Source organism: Paenibacillus riograndensis SBR5 (assembly GCF_000981585.1).
GTDB classification, from domain to species: domain Bacteria; phylum Bacillota; class Bacilli; order Paenibacillales; family Paenibacillaceae; genus Paenibacillus_AQ; species Paenibacillus_AQ riograndensis.
The window spans coordinates 1,897,550-1,916,273 of sequence record NZ_LN831776.1 but is presented as its reverse complement, the minus strand read 5'-3'; the positions used below and the strand labels follow the sequence as shown (position 1 = coordinate 1,916,273).

13 protein-coding genes are annotated in these 18,724 nt (G+C 49.0%); 3 read left to right on the top strand and 10 right to left on the bottom strand.

What is annotated here, in order from left to right:
* Positions 1-114: 114 nt before the first annotated feature.
* Together PRIO_RS33770 and PRIO_RS08295 are read right to left on the bottom strand one after the other, a co-directional pair.
* A complete protein-coding gene (locus PRIO_RS33770) occupies positions 115-3,195 on the bottom strand; it encodes a family 43 glycosylhydrolase (protein WP_082118079.1) in 3,081 nt (1,026 codons plus the stop codon).
* Positions 3,196-3,469: 274 nt separating this feature from the next.
* Positions 3,470-5,233 (bottom strand): glycoside hydrolase family 2 protein, encoded by a 1,764-nt coding sequence (locus PRIO_RS08295; protein ID WP_020430882.1) that lies wholly within the window; start codon positions 5,231-5,233, stop codon positions 3,470-3,472.
* 148 nt (positions 5,234-5,381) lie between these two features.
* On the opposite strand from PRIO_RS08295, the gene PRIO_RS08290 reads away from it, so the two are divergent.
* Complete coding sequence (locus PRIO_RS08290; RefSeq protein ID WP_231869835.1) at positions 5,382-6,290, top strand: ArsR/SmtB family transcription factor; 909 nt, start codon at positions 5,382-5,384, stop codon at positions 6,288-6,290.
* 32 nt (positions 6,291-6,322) lie between these two features.
* Here PRIO_RS08290 and PRIO_RS08285 read toward each other — a convergent pair whose 3' ends face one another.
* From PRIO_RS08285 to PRIO_RS08250, 8 genes are all read right to left on the bottom strand, one after another.
* Positions 6,323-8,008: a sensor histidine kinase gene (locus tag PRIO_RS08285; protein ID WP_231869834.1), complete on the bottom strand. Its 1,686-nt coding sequence runs from the start codon at positions 8,006-8,008 to the stop codon at positions 6,323-6,325.
* A gap of 164 nt (positions 8,009-8,172) precedes the next feature.
* Entirely contained in the window at positions 8,173-9,615 is a 1,443-nt protein-coding gene (locus PRIO_RS08280) for a response regulator (protein ID WP_020430885.1), read from the bottom strand.
* Between the two features lie 120 nt (positions 9,616-9,735).
* Positions 9,736-11,340, bottom strand: a complete 1,605-nt coding sequence (locus PRIO_RS08275; RefSeq protein ID WP_046501843.1) for an extracellular solute-binding protein — start codon at positions 11,338-11,340, stop codon at positions 9,736-9,738.
* Positions 11,341-11,465: 125 nt separating this feature from the next.
* Positions 11,466-12,362: a carbohydrate ABC transporter permease gene (locus tag PRIO_RS08270; RefSeq protein WP_020430888.1), complete on the bottom strand. Its 897-nt coding sequence runs from the start codon at positions 12,360-12,362 to the stop codon at positions 11,466-11,468.
* The gene (locus PRIO_RS08265) at positions 12,356-13,306 is read right to left on the bottom strand and encodes an ABC transporter permease (RefSeq protein WP_020430889.1); all 951 of its coding nucleotides are present in this window, start codon (positions 13,304-13,306) and stop codon (positions 12,356-12,358) included. Before PRIO_RS08265 ends, PRIO_RS08270 begins: the two co-directional genes overlap by 7 nt.
* Positions 13,307-13,577: 271 nt before the next feature.
* The gene (locus PRIO_RS08260; RefSeq protein ID WP_082118078.1) at positions 13,578-14,165 is read right to left on the bottom strand and encodes a C1q-like domain-containing protein; all 588 of its coding nucleotides are present in this window, start codon (positions 14,163-14,165) and stop codon (positions 13,578-13,580) included.
* A gap of 387 nt (positions 14,166-14,552) precedes the next feature.
* Positions 14,553-15,254: an RNA polymerase sporulation sigma factor SigK gene (gene sigK / locus PRIO_RS08255; RefSeq protein WP_020430891.1), complete on the bottom strand. Its 702-nt coding sequence runs from the start codon at positions 15,252-15,254 to the stop codon at positions 14,553-14,555.
* A gap of 129 nt (positions 15,255-15,383) precedes the next feature.
* Positions 15,384-16,955, bottom strand: a complete 1,572-nt coding sequence (locus tag PRIO_RS08250) for a PucR family transcriptional regulator (RefSeq protein WP_020430892.1) — start codon at positions 16,953-16,955, stop codon at positions 15,384-15,386.
* 130 nt (positions 16,956-17,085) lie between these two features.
* Between PRIO_RS08250 and PRIO_RS08245 the strand changes: the two genes are divergently transcribed.
* On the top strand, positions 17,086-17,889 hold the full coding sequence (locus PRIO_RS08245; RefSeq protein WP_020430893.1) for an acetoacetate decarboxylase family protein: 804 nt from the start codon (positions 17,086-17,088) through the stop codon (positions 17,887-17,889).
* Positions 17,886-18,653 carry an SDR family NAD(P)-dependent oxidoreductase gene (locus PRIO_RS08240; RefSeq protein ID WP_020430894.1) on the top strand — a complete coding sequence of 256 codons (768 nt, stop codon included), beginning with the start codon at positions 17,886-17,888 and terminating at the stop codon, positions 18,651-18,653. Before PRIO_RS08245 ends, PRIO_RS08240 begins: the two co-directional genes overlap by 4 nt.
* Positions 18,654-18,724 lie beyond the last annotated feature (71 nt).

The window sequence follows — 18,724 nt, the reverse complement described above, 5'->3', positions numbered from 1 at the left end:
CTAATCCCTGATTGAAGCTCAGCCCATTTTGAATTATCAATGATTTCACCTAATAAAAGAGAAAAAAGGCAACTTATCCGCAGACAAGTCGCCTTCTGATCACCTTAGCTCACCTCATTTCAAGATAACCATAGCTTTGAAATCATCAAAGTCGATGGAAGCATTGGCGTAGCCGTCGACGCCAAACAGCTGTCCGGTGAGCTTATCGCCGCCTGTGTGCCGGAATTTGTAATCAATAGCCACTGGAACATCGTCTATGTAGACGGTGTACGTCTTGGCATCCCAGTTGGCCACGATTTTAACTTTGTACCATATATTGTTTGCGACGTTTAGAACTGCCTTCTTGGTACCGCCATCCTGCACGATTATTTTTCCCGTATCAAAAGCCGTCACCATCGAATAATTGCCCGTACCGCTGTCATTTCGAATCATGGCACCATTGGCGTACTGGAAGCTGCTGTTTAATCTGGCGCGATATTCGATGACGATACGCTGATCCGCCTCAGCCTTTACCTCGCCCGTATAGGGTAAGAACAGGTTTGCTTTGCCCGAAGCAGCAGTTGTGGTCAGCCGCAGGAATTTATTCCCGTTCTCTTCTTGTACGGTAGCGGAAGCGCCATTGGTCAGACCTTCGGTGATAATGCCGTAAGGATATTTGCCCGCCGTATCGCCGGAGAAATCCCGGTAAGCGTTATAGAGCACGCCATCCTGTATGTTGTTAAGCGAACCTAACAGGGCTGCTTCCGCCCCGGCAAGTTTATCCAGCTCCCTTTCAAACTGTTCTTTACTCAGTTCTGCATTTCCGGCCATTTTCTCCGCTTTATCCACCTCGGCTACGAAGGCATCATACTTGGATTGATTATAATTGCCTAGTCCATCGCCCAAAGGATATGAGAAATTGGCCAGCTGGTTGCGGAGCTGATTCACAATGTCGTCAAGACCCCAGCCCGGAATCACTTCTACGGTAATAGCGGAAGAAATATTACGGCCACCCAGTTTCAGGGTGACAGGTACCTGAACCGTGCCAAGAGAGCTGAAGTCAAGTCCCGCCAGCTCCCAGCTGACGATTTTTGCCTTCTTCGACTTACTATTGTAGACAACATCCACAACGCCGGGGGGCTTAGGGGCTACTCCGGAAGGAGTCTTCACCCTTGAAACAACCTGAACCGCATCCGAAGCAGCAATGACCGTCAAGTGGAATGCCGCTTTCTTGCCGTTGTATTCGCCTGTAATCAGCGTTGTGCCCGGTTTGACCGCATATACCGATCGGGTGGCCGAATTAGAATCAATCCGGGCGACCCCGGGATTGCTGCTGGTATACTGAGCATCAGCTGTCACATTCTGCACTTCATAGTTGTTATAGCGTGCTGTCACCTGCAGGGGCTGGCTAGTCTGCCCGCTGGTCAGGATGCCGGCCAATCCGCTCATGACAACAGACTGTACAGATTCAGGCTCAGCAATAACGGTAACGTTGGCCGTGGTCATTTTACCGTTATAGGTTGCGGTGATTGTGGTACTGCCCGCTCCGACAGCCTTAACCTGAGTCCCTCCGTCAATAACGGCAACCTTCGGGTTGGAAGAACTGAAGAATGCTCCTGTGCCAACAGCGGTATAAGTAGTGCCTGTTACCGTATACAGGGGCAAATTGCGGGTTTCACCCAACCCCAGCGTGTATCCCGGTGATTCGAATAAAATTTCCGATGCATCCAGCTTGAATATATCCATGCTGTCGATCTCGGCAAGGTTGTTCCCCTTCCAGAAGCGGAGGATATTGTCGCCTTCCTTCAGATAGACTTTCGCCGTGGAGGCCCCCCAACGATTCGGACCGGAATAGACGATGTTCAAATTGGCGCCGGAGCTTCCGTTGACCGACAGGATATGTGAGGCTTCCGCCGCATTGGGTGAGCCGTTGGCATTGCGCACGGACATCATATAGAATCCCGCCTCCGGCACATTTACTGTAAACTGGGCATAATCATTGGCATTATTGATGTTGGCGATCTTCATCCCGCCTGAAGCGCTGCTTTCCCGCCGGACAGCCGGAAAAGTTTCACCGTTCGGATCTTTCACCAGCAGCGCTTCTTCCGCTTCATAACGCTGCCGCACCGGCTCGCCGGATGGCTTGGCAACCGGTTTGTTCGGATCGGCGGGCTCTCCCAGGTTCGGCGTATTGTCTTCGTTCCAGGTGAATTTCTGCGCGTGGACTTTGCGGGTCCAGCCTGATCCCGGCCAGCGGGCAGCGTGGTAGATGATCCAGTCCTCCGCGCCGTCAGGAGACGCAACGATGCTGTGGTGACCCGGGCCGTAAACGCCATTAGCGCTGGAAAAAATCGGCTGGTCCTGTTTTACCCAGGAGCCGGGATTCATCAAATCATCGCCAATCTTGGCTGTAATCAGCCCGAGGCAGTAACTGTCTGTCCAGCTTCCGTTAGCGGAATAGACCAGATTGATGGTATCTCCCTTTATAGTGACTTGGGGGCCTTCATTGATCTTGCCCGGAGATGTTTCCCAATCATGGTCAGGCGTCGAGATCAATACCCGTTCCGAGCTGATGGTCCGCGGATCGCTCATCTTTGCAATATATAGATTCTGGAAGCTTCCGTCCGTTTCTTCCCAGCCGGACCATATGAAATAATGCTGCCCGTTTACAGTCAGCACAGTACCGTCGATCGCCCAACGGTCGGTGGAATCGGTAATCTTTCCTTTGAACGCCCAGGTTCCTGTCATCGGATTTTCATTGGCGTTCTCCAGCACGTACATGCGGTGGTTGGCGTTGGCTCCGTTATCAGCCGCGAAGTAAATATACCATTTGAATTTGCCATCGGTATCTTGGACATAGTGCATTTCAGGCGCCCAGACATTGGAGCTGTACATCGTACCGTTAACCGGTGTCCATGCTAGGCTTCTCTCGCCCGCTTCAATGCCGGTGATGGTCTTCGCTCTGCGGACCATGATGCCGCTGGCGTTGACAAATACGTTGTAATAAAAGCCGTCCGTGTGCTTGTAAACCCAAGGATCGGCTCCTACCTGCATGATCACATTGTAGAAATCCGCCACATTCTTTCCCTCCCATAGTGGTGCCGAACCGGGCGTATCCGGCATCGGCTCTGCCGCTACAGCCGGTCCGCTCCATTGCGGCAGCATCAGCAGCACCGCGAGACAAACCAGCAGATACCTGAATCTTTTCTTGACCATTTTCAGTCCTCCCTGGAATCAAGTCATTATGTTTTCCGGCGACGCCTATGGCCTCTCTTAGATGCTGTCTACGGGTCGCATAAAACCGCTTTCATTTTTTTCATCTCCCTGTTGTATTGATTTTTCCAGCCATTATCCTCATTCTACCTCCGGAAGAAAATTCAAAAAATGTACTATCTTAAATTGTTTTTGTAACCGTTTTAGAAATTAAAAAAGGACACAAGCCCCCATTAAAGGATGTGTCCTGAACTTTCCGGTAGTGCAATCTATTCCCCTATCTCGACTGGCCGGCAACAATTTGTTTAATCTGTTCTAACGGAACCTTGGGGGCCCGGTCATAGGTCAGCAGGCCGTTGATCTCCTGTTCCACATCGGTCAGCTGAGTGTAACAGATGCCTTGGACATGAGGCGATTGCAGCAGCGGTTCGATCACGCCGGCCAGCTTAGCCAGGAAATCCTCATCGTTGTCTGCGCCGGAATAGCCCCAGCCCTCCCAATCGCTTTTTTTATAGGCTATACCCCCGAACTCCGTCACCAGAACCGGCTGGCCCGCATATGCGGTTCCCCCAACAAACAGCTCCCTGCGGTGCGGCTTTCCAATTAGCGTCCCCTCCAAGGTGCTGTAACGCTCCGTTAAGTCCTCCCGCCTCCACTCATAGTCATGGATGGTAACCAGATCCGTGGTCATCTGCTCCCAACCGTCATTGGAGATCACCAGCCTGCTGTCATCCAGAGATTTGGTCAGAAAATACATCGCCATGGCGTGCCGCTGCTGCCGCTTATCGATCAAGATGTTCGGCACCCCCCAGCTTTCGTTAAGGGGAACCCACACCACCAGAGACGGATGATTGTAATCCCGCTCTACCGCCTCCTGCCATTCCGCCGTTACCTTGCGCACATATTCCTCCGAATACGCATAAGCATTAGCCATCTCGCCCCATACCAGATAACCGAGCCGGTCCGCCCAGTAGAGGTAACGCGGATCCTCTATCTTCTGGTGCTTGCGCGCGCCGTTGAAGCCCATTTGTTTGGCCAGCTCAATGTCCCGTTTCAAATCCCCGTCGCTGGGCGCCGTCAGAATCCCCTCCGGAAAATACCCCTGATCCAGCACCAGCCGCATAAAATAAATCCGGTTGTTCAGCATCAGCTTGCCGGCTTCCACCGCGATTTTGCGCATGCCGAAGTAGCTTTCTGCCTGATCCGCTTGGGTACCGTCCACGAAGAGTGTAACGGCGACTTCATACAGATTGGGATGCTCCGGAGACCACCAGCGGCCCAGGCTATGATCATTAAAATCATGGAGACCGATGGTACGGGTTTCCTCCGCATGGTCAATAGACAAGGTTGTAACCGCCCGGTATTCATCCTTGAAGCGGATTTCGATGCGGGCTTCCGCCTTGCAGCCTGCAGGGGCCTGATTCAAAAACGTGCGGATCTGGATTTCATTGCGGTCAATATCCGGCTTGAATTTCAGCTTCCTGATATAGTACTCCGACACAGGCTCCAGCCAGACTGTCTGCCAGATTCCGGTTGTCCTGGTGTAGAAGATGGAAGCCGAGTCCTCCTTCCAATACTGCTTCCCCCGTGGCAGGGTTACATCTCGGCTGAAGTCTTCCGCCCGCACTACCAAAGAATTCTCTCCGGGTTGCAGAGCCAGCGTAATATCCGTCTGAAACGGCGTATGGCCGCCTTCATGATAGGCCACCTGCCTGTTGTTAACCCAGACCGTAGCCTGGTAATCTACTGCGCCGAAGTGCAGGATGACCCGCTGGCCTGCCCATTCTTCCGGAACCGTAAAGCTGCGCTTGTACCACACCAGATCGTGGAAGCCTGTATCTTCGATACCGCTCAATTTACTCTGATACGTGAAGGGGACCTGAATCTGGCGGCTAAAGGCGTGATTCCCGCTGCTCCATTCCGCGGTGTCGCCGATCCGCTCATCGTCAAATTCAAACTCCCAGGTTCCATTCAGATGCTGCCATTCTGCTCTTACAAATTGAGGCCGTGGATACTCCGTCCGCAGGGCGGTTTGTGTCATGGTTTTGACATCCCTTTCAATTAGATAATGTACAGATTAACTTCATCACATTTCAGTTAATATAATAAGCACAGTTTTCCATTATGTCAACATTCAAGTTGATTTGTTAACTTTTAAGTTATATAATCGAAACAGTCAGGAGAGTGAAATGATGAAGGTGGATGTAACAACAGCAAATATGCGGATTTTGGAGTGTTTTTCATCGGATACCCGGGTGCGCATGATCGAGCTAATGAATGAGAAACCCTATAATATCGGGGAATTGGCGGAAGCCCTTGGGCTCTCCTCAGCTATTATCACCAAGCATATTCTGAAGCTGGAGGAAGCCGGCATTGTGGCCACAGAGAATTTGGCGGGCAAACGGGGCACCCAGAAGCGCTGCACACTGAAGCTTGACCAGCTGACATTGGTGCTGCGGTCAAGCGCTGCGGAGGAGCAGCCGGACCAGAACCAATTAACCGTGGATTTGCCCGTCGGGCAGTATTATGCATACGAAGTCCGCCCAACGTGCGGATTAGCTTCGCCGGAGAAGCTGATCGGCATGTTGGACGATCCTCGTTACTTCGATGATCCCGAACATACAAAGGCCGAGCTTCTGTGGTTCGCCAGCGGCTTTGTGGAATACCGGATTCCCAACTATCTAGTGGGGAACCAGAGCGCTTCGTCCCTGTCAATATCCCTGGAAATATGCTCAGAAGCCCCTAAGTATAACGACAATTGGCCGTCGGACATTACGTTCTCCGTCAACGGCCTGGACCTGGCCACCTGGACCTGCCCGGGAGACTTTGGGAGCAGGCGGGGTCAGTATACCCCGTCCTGGTGGGTGGATACCCAATACGGATTGCACAAAACCTTGTCCATCACCGACAACGGCACCTTTATCGACGGCGTCCAGTTCTCCGGCACCCGCATCGGCCAATTGAATATCCGGGCGGGGCAGGAGCTGCGCTTCCGCATTTCCTGCCCGGAAACCGCGGTCCACTGTGGAGGTGTCAGCCTTTTCGGCAAAGGGTTCGGCAACTATCCTCAGGATATCCGGGTAACCATTACGGTGTAGTGGCCTGCCCGGCAGAGCGGCATAATTTCCTGCTACTCTTCCAATGGTTTGCGGTCGTCTAACAGCTTTGGAATCTTCACAGTCACTGTTGTCCCCTCGCCGAACCGGCTTTCTATGGTGATCCCGTAACCCTCTCCAAACAGCATCCGGAGCCTGTTATGGATATTCGTTAGCCCAATGCCTTTTGCCGGTTGGCCTTCTGATGCCTGCTCCCGGTACTCCATGCCCAGCTTGGCCTGGAGAGCGGCCAGCTCCTCCGGCTCCATTCCCCTCCCTGTATCTGTAATACAGAAGCACACATCTCCATGCACATCGATACTCCCGGTAACCAGGAGCCGCCCCCCTTGGTCCATGCGCTCCAGCCCATGGTAGACGGAATTCTCCACAATGGGCTGGAGTATCATCTTCGGCGTTTTCATTTTGAGCAGCCTGTCCTCCACATCAAGCTCCATGGAGAATTTATTCTCGTACCGGATTAAGATAATCTTCATATAAGCCTGAATACAGTCAACTTCTTCCCAGATCTGTACAAGATCATCCTTTTTGATGCTGTACCGAAAGATTTTAGACATGCAAAATGTAATTTGCGCAATCTCCCTGCTTCCGTATTCCAATCCGATGCTGCTGATACAATTCAGCGTATTATAGAGAAAGTGGGGATTGATTTGGCTTTGCAGGGCAGAAAATTCCGCCTGCTTCTGGCTCAGCTCGGATTCATATAATCTGGCCTGGGTATTGAACATATCTCTTGCCATTTCCTCCATTTCATCCATCATCCGGTTAATGTCGCAGGCTAGCAAGCCTACCTCATTGGTAAACCGGACTTTAATGCGGAAGCCCATGTCCCGCCTCCCCACCCTCTTCATATCCATAACAAGTCCCATCACCGGACGCATCAGATTGTTCATAAAAAAACTGCCTGTTATAATCATGGTTAGAATAATTCCAATGCCTACGATAATGCTGACCTTCCGCATGGGAGCCATATCCGCGGTCAGTTCATGCACCGGAATCATACTAACAACCCGCCACCCGTCTGCTTGCTCCAATCCCTTGACCTGGACAAGAATATCTTCCCCGTCGATGTTTGCTTTTACGCCGTTAAGCAAGATGTCCTTATCCATAGACAGAACATCTCTGAACAACGTACCTCGGGCATTGGAATTCGTGGATGCAATCACCTCATCCCGGTTATTCAGAATGTACAAGGTGGAGCTCTGCGTTAATTCCGTATTTTTCACAAGCCCCTGCATCTTTTCCATATTGACCATTACTGTGCAGTAACCCGTAATTTGGGAGAAATGGATTCCCCCAATCGTCTCCACAATCGGAGCGATATAGAAGAACTGTTCCGTGTCTGTTCTGTCATCTTTTAAAATCGTGGTGAACATCCCCTTCTCCCGAAGCGAAGGATCATCCTTATACTTGCGAATAAAGGCTTCATAACGATTGATGTAAAAAATATCGCCGCTTGCAGACTCCAGACTGTAAAGCCGCCTTCCGCGGATGTCATTAATTACAATGCCGCTCACATAGGAATTGAAGGACCTCATATATTCCATGAGATCCAGTGCATATGGACCACTATCAAACGCCCTTTTGTAATCATCATCCACTACGGAAAACTCCTGAATCAGTTTGCTATTGACCGCAATGCTGGTGCTGACCCTGATATCATTAAACACAGAATCAATCTTGCGGCGTGTTTGCTCAATCATCTGGTTGCCGTAAGTGGCGGCTCTCTTCTGGGTTAAATTAGAGAAACTATAAAAAAAATAAAATTCCATGACTGTGAATATAACGATAGAGAAAAAAAAGATAAGCCATATCTGATGTTTCAATTTCAATTTACTGGTCTTCATGGGCCGCCCCTCCGTTCATCCTAACTTTTTCTGAATTTGGTGGGCGTCATCCCGCAATGCTTCTTGAAAACTTTATTGAAATAATAATAGTCCACATACCCGGACTTAATGGCAATTTTCTCAATGGACAGGTCTGTTTGCTTCAGAAGCTCACGGGCTTTCTTGATCCTGAGATCCGATACATATTCGGAGAAAGTTTTGCCCAGATTTTTTTTGAAAAATTGACAGCAATACACCTGATTGATGAAAAATTGGGCGGACAAATCCTTCAAATACAATTTCTGCTCAAAGTGCTGGTTGATATAGGCTATCATCTTGTTGAAGCAGGACAGGATGTCCCCTTCCTGCAAAGAGCGGCTGTTCTCCTGCCTGATAGAGGCCAGGACCTCATACAGAAAGCTGCACAGAGACTCAAAGTGTTCAAAACGCTCCTTGATCTCGGAATAATTCAGGAATTCCAGTTCCATATCCTTCAATTCCTCAGGATATGCGTTTACAAGTATTCCGACTGCCTGATTCCACAAGTAGACAACCTCACACATGCCCAGATGATGATCCCTAAAGTATTTCTGCAGCCCTTTGATGTACACATCCATGTTGTCAAATTGATTCCCCTGAACGATACTATAGAGCCTATCGATACATGGTTTCACCAGATGAAGCTTCGGCTCATAGTGAACGGCGCCTGCAGCTTCCTCCAGAAAAACCCGGGAGGCGGACAGGTCTGCTTCTTTAATCAGCTTGCTCATATGCTTAAGCTCGCTGGAGATGCTGCTAATGCCCACAACGCTGATGCCCGTCTTATTCAGAATCCGTTCATCCCAATTCCCTTCCAAATAAGCCCTATGCTCCGTTATCAGAACAACCAACATTTTTCTGGTCCCGGCTTCAACTTCCACAGCATAAACAGGCTTTCCCTCCAAAGACAGCAGCTTTTTGAAATCCTTGTTTTCGCCCTCAAAATAGATAGCAAGCACCTGGTAATAGCATACAGCCGCACAACCGGAATACGGCAATAAGCGTTTTATCTCGTCCTCATCTGCCGAGGTCAGCGCATCCAGAAGGATTTGATTGCGTGCCTCGCTTCTGCGGGAGAAGTGCATGGCCAACTTCATAATGAACTGATCAGCCATATCAATATCCAATGGCTTCAGGAAATAATCCAGTGCGCCGTAGCGCAGCGCTTCCTGAGCATATTCAAATTCCGCATATCCGCTTACGATGACAAACTCAGTGTCCAGCCCGTGTGATTTGGCCCTCTTCATCAGATCCAGCCCGGAAATGTCCGGCATACGGATATCCGTAAATACCAGATCTGGTTTATCCGCCCTTATGGCATCCCAGGCATTGTAAGCGCTTTTAAACTGGCCTACGATTTCAAACCCATACTTATCCCAATCAAAGGCGTTGCAGATTCCTTTAATTGCCCACGCTTCATCATCTACAATCATGACCTTATACACGGGTATCCTCCTGAATATATGGAATCTCCGAATAATAGCAAAACTATCATGGAATAGCAATGAAATACGGATAAACCACGGTGAAGAACAATCAATGGCTTATCCGTATATTACGATGGGTTACTTATTCTTGGCTTGGACTGCTCTGTAGTTCTTCACATTCTCATCTTGAACAGCCTGGCCGCCGGCGTCCATATATTCTTTCACCAGCTTGTCGTATAAGGCGTCGAACTCTGCCGGCTTGGCAACGATCAATCTGTCAATCATTTGCTTGTTCATGTCACCCAAGGTTTTGCCGTACTTGATATTGGCTTCGTTCGGTACGCCATAGTTGAAGCTGGAATAGCCGTCCGTTGTATTGATTTTATAGGAATCGGTAGCCAGCTTCTCGTAACTCTTGTCCCCGGATGCCAGCGCTGCGGCATATGTTCTGACATTCTTTTCGGTATCACCCAGCTCAGCGCCATTTACAATCGGCGTATAATCCATATTCAAATTGCTCGTTTGCATTTTTTCGCCGGTCTGTGCAATCCCGTGCGGGATGCCGTCTACCAGCTTGTGGTTAACGCCTTCTTCACCGAACTGCAGGAAGAACATCACTTCCGGTTCAGCCATCCAGTTCAGATATTTCATCGCCAGCTCCGCGTTCTTGCTGCTTTTGGGAATGAAGGAGAATATTCCATTCTCATTATATACCTCTTTGAGGTATTTGCCTTCGTCATTTTTGAAGGTATCAACCGGAACATAGTTGGCCTCCGGCACATTTTGCTTCAGCGGCTCACGGATTTTTTGCGACAGCGGATAATCCCAGTTGGCAGCGTAGAAGCCTACCTTGCCGTTGGTCACATCGGCATCCGCTTGCTTGGTTGTTTTATCCAGCGCAAAGTCGGGGCTGATCAGCTTTTCATTGTACAGTTTGTTCAGCCATTTGAATGCATCCTTGTGGCCGGGCTTCAGCCAGTTGGTGGTGGTAACGAATTCCTCCTCCGTCATCGGACCCCAGAAGGATTGAATAAGATTACCAAAGGTGTAGTTCATGCCGGCAGCAGCTGTTGCCCATGGAATGACATTATCCACATTGCCGGGGTTCTTGTCACGGAAGGCAACAAGCGTATCGTACAATTCATCCTTATTAGTCGGAACAGGCATTCCCAGCTTATCCAGCCAATCCTTGCGGATAAACATACCATTCCAGGCAAGCAGAGTCCGTTTGCCCGGGATTGAGACTTGTTTGCCCTCGTATTTCCCGTAGGAAAGCACTTTTTCGCCCAGATAAGACTTCAATTGCTGCCCGTGCTCCTCCAGCAGTTCATCAAGTGTATAAATGCCCTTGCTTTTGGCATAGCGGGTTACTGTAGTACCGTCATAGGTGAAGGAAATATCCGGTGCTTCGCCGGCAGCCATCAACACATTCAGCTTGTCGATTTCTTGCGAACGGGGTACAGAGACATATTCTACAATAGCGTTATTGGGCTTTCCGAATTTTTCATTGACATATTTGGTCCACATGTTGTTGTTCAAATCCGGCTGTCCCTGGACACCTCTGTCAAACACTTCCACAGTCAAGGTAACAGGCGGACCAGAAGTAGCTGCTGATTCAGTTGCCGCAGTCTGAGATGCCCCCTCGCTGCTATTCTTGCCAGAATTCCCACAACCTGCTGCTGCAATGGCCAGAAGCGCTGTACTGCACAGAATTGCTATTCTCTTCTTTTTACCTGTATTCATTGTATGCCTCCCTTTCAAGTCGAATATCCTGCAAATCATCCGTGCTGCAAATCCCTTGTAGCTATACATCCATCATCCACCGGAACGGGTATGCCCCACCCCCTTTAGCTTGATCTGTTTGCCCATCAGCCCTTGATCGCTCCGGTCATTACACCATCTACGAAATACTTCTGCAGCTTGGGATAGATCAACAAAATCGGGAGGGTCGTAAACATAACGCTGGCCGCTTTCAGGGACTCAGGCACAATGTAGGAGCCGATACTTCCTTCTCCCCCTTGCTGGCTATCCAGCTGCTGATTGGCCGATATGATCTGGTACAGCTTCATCTGCATAGGATACAGCTCTTTTTTCGTAATGTAGAACAGCGCATCCTGGAATCCGTTCCATCTGTCCACCGCATAGAAGAGGCTTAATGTGGCGATCGAAGGCAACGAGAGGGGCAGCACAATCTTGATGAGAATGCCCAGATCCGAACATCCGTCAATGGCGGCCGATTCCTCCAGGCTCTCCGGAAGGTTAGTGAAAAAGGTCTTCAGGATGATCATATTAAACACGCTCATGGCACCCGGCAAAACCAGGCTCCACACCGTATTCATCATTCCCAGGTTTTTAACCAGAATATAGGAGGGAATCAAACCGCCGCTGAAATACATGGTGAAGACCAACGCCGTCAAAATAAAGCCTCTTCCCATCAGCCGCTTCTTCGTTAACGGATACGCTGCACAAATGGTCAGGAACATACATACCCCAGTGTAAAAAATCGTAAGTACAATACTGTACCCAAGCGTATACAGCATATCCACATCGCTCAGGATGGTTTTGTACGTTTCTGCCGTGAATTCCACTGGCCACAGCCCTACTTTTTGGGCAATAATCGCTTCATTGGAGCTAAAAGAAAGCGCAATCATATATAGGAACGGAACAATACATGTAAAGGACAATGCTACAATAAATACGATAATCACAATATCCGCCACATTCATTTTTTTCTTTTTGCCCTTCTTGTTCGCCATCCTCACCATATCCCATCCTCACCTAATTTTTTGGCGATAAAGTTGGCAGAGAGCAGCAGGACCAGGCCAACCACGGATTGGAATAATCCGACTGCTGTTGCCTGGGAGAAATCTCCCGAACTAATACCAACTCTGTACACAAAGGTACTGATAACATCGGAGTATTCGTTAACCAGTGAATTCCCCATCACGAACGGGCGGTCGAACCCGATGGAAACCATTCGGCCAATTTGGAGAATCAGCAAAATATTAATCGTCGACTTGATACCGGGCAGTGTAATATGCCACATTTGGCGAAGCCTGCTGCAGCCGTCAATATCGGAGGCCTCATACAATTCCTTATTGATTCCGGTAATGGCCGCCAGATAGATGATAGTGCCCCATCCGATATTTTGCCATACGCCAACAGAGATATAGGTAATCAACCAAGGTGTTTTCTGTGACAGAAACTCAATCTTATCAAGTCCGAAGCCCGCCAGGAAATTGTTGATCATCCCGCTGTTAGAAAACATCAAATAGACCATACCGCCGATGATCACCCAGGACAAAAAGTGGGGCAGATACAACACGGTCTGGGTTACTTTCTTGAATGCTGCCTGTCTCACTTCGTTGAGCAGAATTGCCAGCAGAATGGGCGCCGGGAATCCCGCGATCAAGTCCAGAACATTCAGGACCAGCGTATTCTTCAATGCACGGTAGAAGCTGTCCTGCTCGAAAATAAACCGGAACACATCCAGTCCTACCCATTCGCTTCCCTTAATGCCTTCAAAAATGTTGTAATCCTGGAATGCCATAACCAGACCATAGATGGGGGCATACTTGAATATCAGGATATACCCGATAGGCAGCAGCAAAAGAAAATATAACAGACTGTCTCTTTTGAGGTTGTGCAGAAAATGATTTTTCTTTTTTGTTGCAACGTACTCCCGGGAGTTGTCTAAAACCGCTTTCATATTTCTCATCCCTCCGACTGTATTAAGGAGCTCTTATATTTTTCATTTTACCTTCAGGAGAAAATAAAAAAATGTACTCCCTTAAATCAATTTTGTAATAACTTAAAAAAGTAAAAACTAAGGCACAAAAAAAGCCATAGCCTGCAAAATTCCTTTTGCAGGTTGTGGCTTGTGCGGGGAGCTTGCCGACCGGCTGGGCGGCATCCTGCTCCGCCGGATAATTGAACGGTATATGCGTATAATCAGATCGTAAAATAAACTTAACTGCACATTAAAATCTTGCCGCCTGGAAGGCTGTGAATACTTGATTGCCCAACTCCGATTGGAATATTTGTCCTTCCCTATTTGCGTTAAATATGATTTCAACTCTATCTCCAGCACGTAGCTTGAGAATTGCGCTTATTTTTACAGAGAAAGCAGCAGTTGGTACAAAATTCTTTAAAGTCGTAGCTACCACGGCATTGTTTACAAGCACATTCATAGAAATAGAAGTTAGTTGGTTAGTAACGGTTGGGCCAAATACCACACTGGAATCAATAGCATAAATACCAGTTTGTTTTGGAACAAACGTACTTGAACTTGGATTATATTCATTATTTAAATCAAATTGTTCGTTCGCAAATTGAACTTTAGTTCTAGAGAACGGAAATATGGATTGATTGTTACTAGCTAAAGCTCTAAAGGCTGAACCAGTAACTAAGGCCGAAACCATTTTTTTCGAAGTTTTTATAGAAGTTATTTTTTTTACGCTATTCCTACTAGCTAAAGCACTAAAAGCTGACCCAGGAAATAAGGCTGAAACCATTTTAGTTTTTTTGTTTACACTGTTCCTAGTAACCATTTTTCCCCTTTTATTCATAAGCACCACTCACTTTCATAGTATTTATACCTTACGATATAAATACTATGAGTCTATGAAAAAATAGAAACAGACAAGAGTGGATTGTGAATAAATATTTCTTGTTTTACCTCTATGTCGTAAATTTAATTTTCGTTGCCTGTTATGCCGAAGCGATCCGCTCACAGCAGACTTTGAATTGCCATGAAATCCATCGCCGGGATTAAAATCCAGTAGTTCAGGAGCAATCCGGTTGATCTTGGGACCGGGCTTGCCTGTCCTCAGGTACGGTTTTTAAAAAAACACAATAGAGGTCGCCTCAAAATAAAAAGCAACTCATCCACAGACAAGTCGCTTGATTAAACACGATATTCTTTACGGAAACTGTTTTGACGTATCTTTAAATTCTCACCGCTTCGCCTTATAAAACTCATGATACAGCTTCATCAGCGCCCTCTTCTCTATCCGTGAAACGTAGCTCCGCGAAATCCCCAGCTCCTTCGCAATCTCCCGCTGCGTCCGCTCTTCGCCCCCCGTGTCCAGGCCAAAGCGGCCGACTACGACCTCCTTCTCCCGGTCATCCAAAATATCGAGATTGCGGTAGATCTTGCTCTTCTCGATCTTCAGATCGACTTCCTTGATTACATCGTCGGTCTCGGAGCCGAGAATATCTATAAGTGTAATTTCATTACCTTCCTTATCGGTTCCTATGGGATCATGCAGGGATACGTCCTTGCGCGTCTTTTTCAGCGACCGGAGGTGCATCAGAATTTCATTTTCGATACAACGGGCAGCAAAAGTAGCGAGCTTCGTGCCTTTGTTCGGCCGGTAGCTCTCGATGGCCTTGATCAGGCCGATGGTGCCGATGGAGATGAGGTCCTCCATATCTTCCCCTGTGTTGTCGAATTTTTTTACTATGTGGGCGACCAAGCGCAGGTTGTGTTCGATCAGTAAATTCCGTGCTTTAGCGTCTCCCTCCGCCATCCTCCCTAAGTATTTGCTTTCATCCTGTTCGGAGAGCGGTTGGGGAAAAGCATTATTCCTTACGTAGGATACCAGCAGTGTCAGTTCTTTGATCAGCAGCGCTATCGTGCTTATTATTCCTGGCAAGTTGGCGACACCTCCCGCACATGTACAATGAAACCGATCTGTAGTTTGAACTACGGGTTCATGGTCCTTTTATTGTATGTGGGTCATCGCCTAGAAGTGCCTGTACAGGGGAACTTATTTCTTCATCATCTATCCGCTTGTGCATTCTCCTGCTTCCTTCAATCTATCAAGGTAGGCGGTCATTTTATAGGACATATATAATTTCAGAACGTTATCAATATTGTCTAAATCAACATGGATCAACACACTGATCTGGTGCAGACGGTACCGCAGGGTGTTGCGGTGGATGAACAGCTCGGTGGCGGTTCTTTGCAGCTGCCGGTTGTTTTTCAGATAGATAAAAAGGGTATGGTACAGGTCAGCATGGTGCTTCCCGTCGTATTCCCGCAACGTAAGCAGCGCCGGATGGCATACCTCCCGGTAATCCCCTTGTGTATGGGCAGACAATATGTCATACAGCTGCACATCGGAGTATAAGACCACCGGGTCGGCAGGCATGGCGATCAGGCCGATCTCCAGCGCTTTGACCGCCTGCAGATAATATTTGCGGCAATCCGCAATATCGCTGAATTCACTGCTGATTCCCAGGCGAATCTGATTCGCGGTCAGGAATTCGCGTATATCAGGACCACAATCCATTCTCGCTGCCTTAAGCTTCCGTTCCCTGATACTTACAATATGCCCATTATAAAAAATCTGACGTTCCGCGGTAAAAAGCGTACTGATCCGGTCCCGTAAATATCCGTTGTATTTGCCGGAAGCATCATACTGCACAATATCCAGCACCAGCACGGACAGCCTGCCGGTCAGCCTGATATTACCGCTGCGGAGCCTCTCTTGGACAAGTTCCTTGCCGCTCAAGTGATTCTCCAGCAGATCATAGATCAGCTCATCATATACGGCATGCGCGGAATTCCGGTAAAAGCTGTTCTTCTGCAGTTCCGCCGCCACCATCTCCCCTGCAAAAGCGGCTAGGTCACGGTCCCTCGGATGGACAGGCCGCTCTGTCCCCAGCAAAATAAGATTGCCGACAGGCTTGTCCCCGATTTTAATCCTGGCCACCATTTTCGCGGCAGCACTGCCGCTGCAGAACACTTCATACGGTTCCCCGGACTTTGCACCGTTTTGTACGCTTTTCATCTTTTGGACGGCGGCTATAAAATCATAAGAGCAGTAGCCCTTCTGCAGATTATCCCTCCAGACCGGATCGGTTATCTCGCTGTCCGAATAGGCCAGAACTTTATAGCTTAAATCAATGACGATTACCGGATTACCCAATATATCCGCCGCCACCGATACGATGTGATCCATCCCTTTTCCGGCCGCAAAAGCTTTGAGCAGCGTTGCCTTGGCCTGCTCCGTTTCCGCTTTTTCCAGAAACAGCTCCCTGGTCTGATTGTAGATTTCGAAGACATCTTCTCCCGCTGTAAACTCAATGATATTCGGGCTGCTCTCGACATCCTCCTGTACAGGAAGCTCCGCGTCATTGATCAGCATCAGGCTGGCATTCTCCATATTAGCGGCGTTCCCCGGCAGCATGGATCTCTTGCCCACATAGATAAATTCGGGCGCAAAGGAGGTTAGACTCTTCGTAATGAGTACAGCATCACTGTAAATCCCATCCTCTAATCTCCTGTTCCGGTGAACACGGACTGCTTGCTTGTCAAAATGTCTGCTTAGTTGCTCAAAGCTAATACTCATCACTCTCACCCTCTGTTTATTATAGTGCGAGTTGCACAACGATTCCATTTATTTTTATATTTTCCATATATATGATCGCGAAAAAGTCTATGTTACATTGAAGCTGACGATAAAGAAGGAGGAGTTGCTGATGGGCAGCTTTATCAAAGATGTGAACGAAATTGTGAAGAGAACCACAACCCCAACGACATTTTATAATGCCGAGACACTTACAGTTTATTGGGAGACCTCCCCCGGGATTATCCGGCGGATTCTGCCTCCCCCGCTGGAGCCCGGCCCAAGGCCTTTGGTCCAGGCCTTTGTAGCCGACTATCCGCGCACCAGCTTCTGCGAGCCTTACCGGGAAGCGGCCATATTCGTACTCGCGCAGTATAACGGACAGCTTGGAAGCTATTGCCTGTCCATGCCGATTAATGATGATATCGCCATGGGGCTTGGCCGCGAGATTTACGGGTTTCCCAAGAAGATGGCTAACATCAGCCTGAGTAAGGAGGATCAGCGGATCAGCGGCAGCGTTTCGCGCCGGGGTATCGAATTTTTCCGGGTCAAAGCGGCATTGAGCGGAAAGATGAATGCCGGGGACGGACAGCAAATCCTTGACGAGTATTACGGAGACGGCCTGCCTGTCTTCAATATTAAGTATTCCAAATCAGCGGACGGCAACGGGTTCGATGTACCGCCGCTCCTCATTGGGCAGAACACCTCCATGGATATAAGCGTACTGAAGGCGGCGGAGGTTGAAGTCACCCTATCGGACTCGCCTCACGATCCCTGGGCTGAGCTGGAGGTGGTCAAGCTGCTGGGCGGCGTCTATACGGTCAGCAACACCATACTGCTGCGGGGCAGCGTACTGGCCAAAGTCAATCCTGTGAATTTCCTGCCGTATTCCTATTTACGCTGGGACTGGTATGAGAATGAAGGAGGGGTATCATGAATAATCTGTTTGATTTAAGCGGCAAAGTGGCCGTTGTAACCGGCGCAGCTGGCGGGATTGGCGCAGAATTGGCGAAGGCGTTCGCCGCCCAGGGAGCGGATGTGGCCCTTCTGGATCTAAGACCGGACAAGCTGATAACACCGGCCAGGGAGATCGAATCCGCAGGCCGCCAGACCCTGTCACTGGGATGCGATGTAATCCGGGAGGATGAGATTGAGACTGCGGTCCAAGCGATTTTACAGCATTGGGGCCAAATCGATATTCTGGTGAACAATGCCGGGGTCGCCTCCGCCGGTTCGGTGGAGGAGCTGGAAGAGCGGGAATGGGACCGGGTGATCGACACCAACCTGAAAAGTATTTTTCTTATGTCCAAGCATGTCATTAAGCCCATGAAGGAGAGAAGGTATGGCCGGATTATCAACATGGCCTCCATCTGCGGCATGACCGGCAGCAAGTCATTTCCGCTTCATGCCTATAATGCCTCCAAAGGCGCGGTCTTGAGTATAACCCGGGGCATGGGGGCTTCCTTGGCTCCATACGGCATAACTGTAAATGCCATTGGCCCCAGCCTGTTCCGCACGGAAATGACTGAACGCGCCTTGTATCAGGACAGTTTTCTCCAGTTGTACAATGCGCAGTGTCCCATCGGCCGGCCCGGCAATCCGGAGGAAATAAATGGTGCAGCCATCTATTTTGCCTCGGACGCTTCCAGCTACACGACGGGCCAAACCCTGTATGTAGACGGGGGCTGGACCTCGGTTTGATTCCAGATGAGTAACACAACAAAAACCCTACAACTCGTGTGGTTGCAGGGTTTGATTGTGTTCTTTCTTTC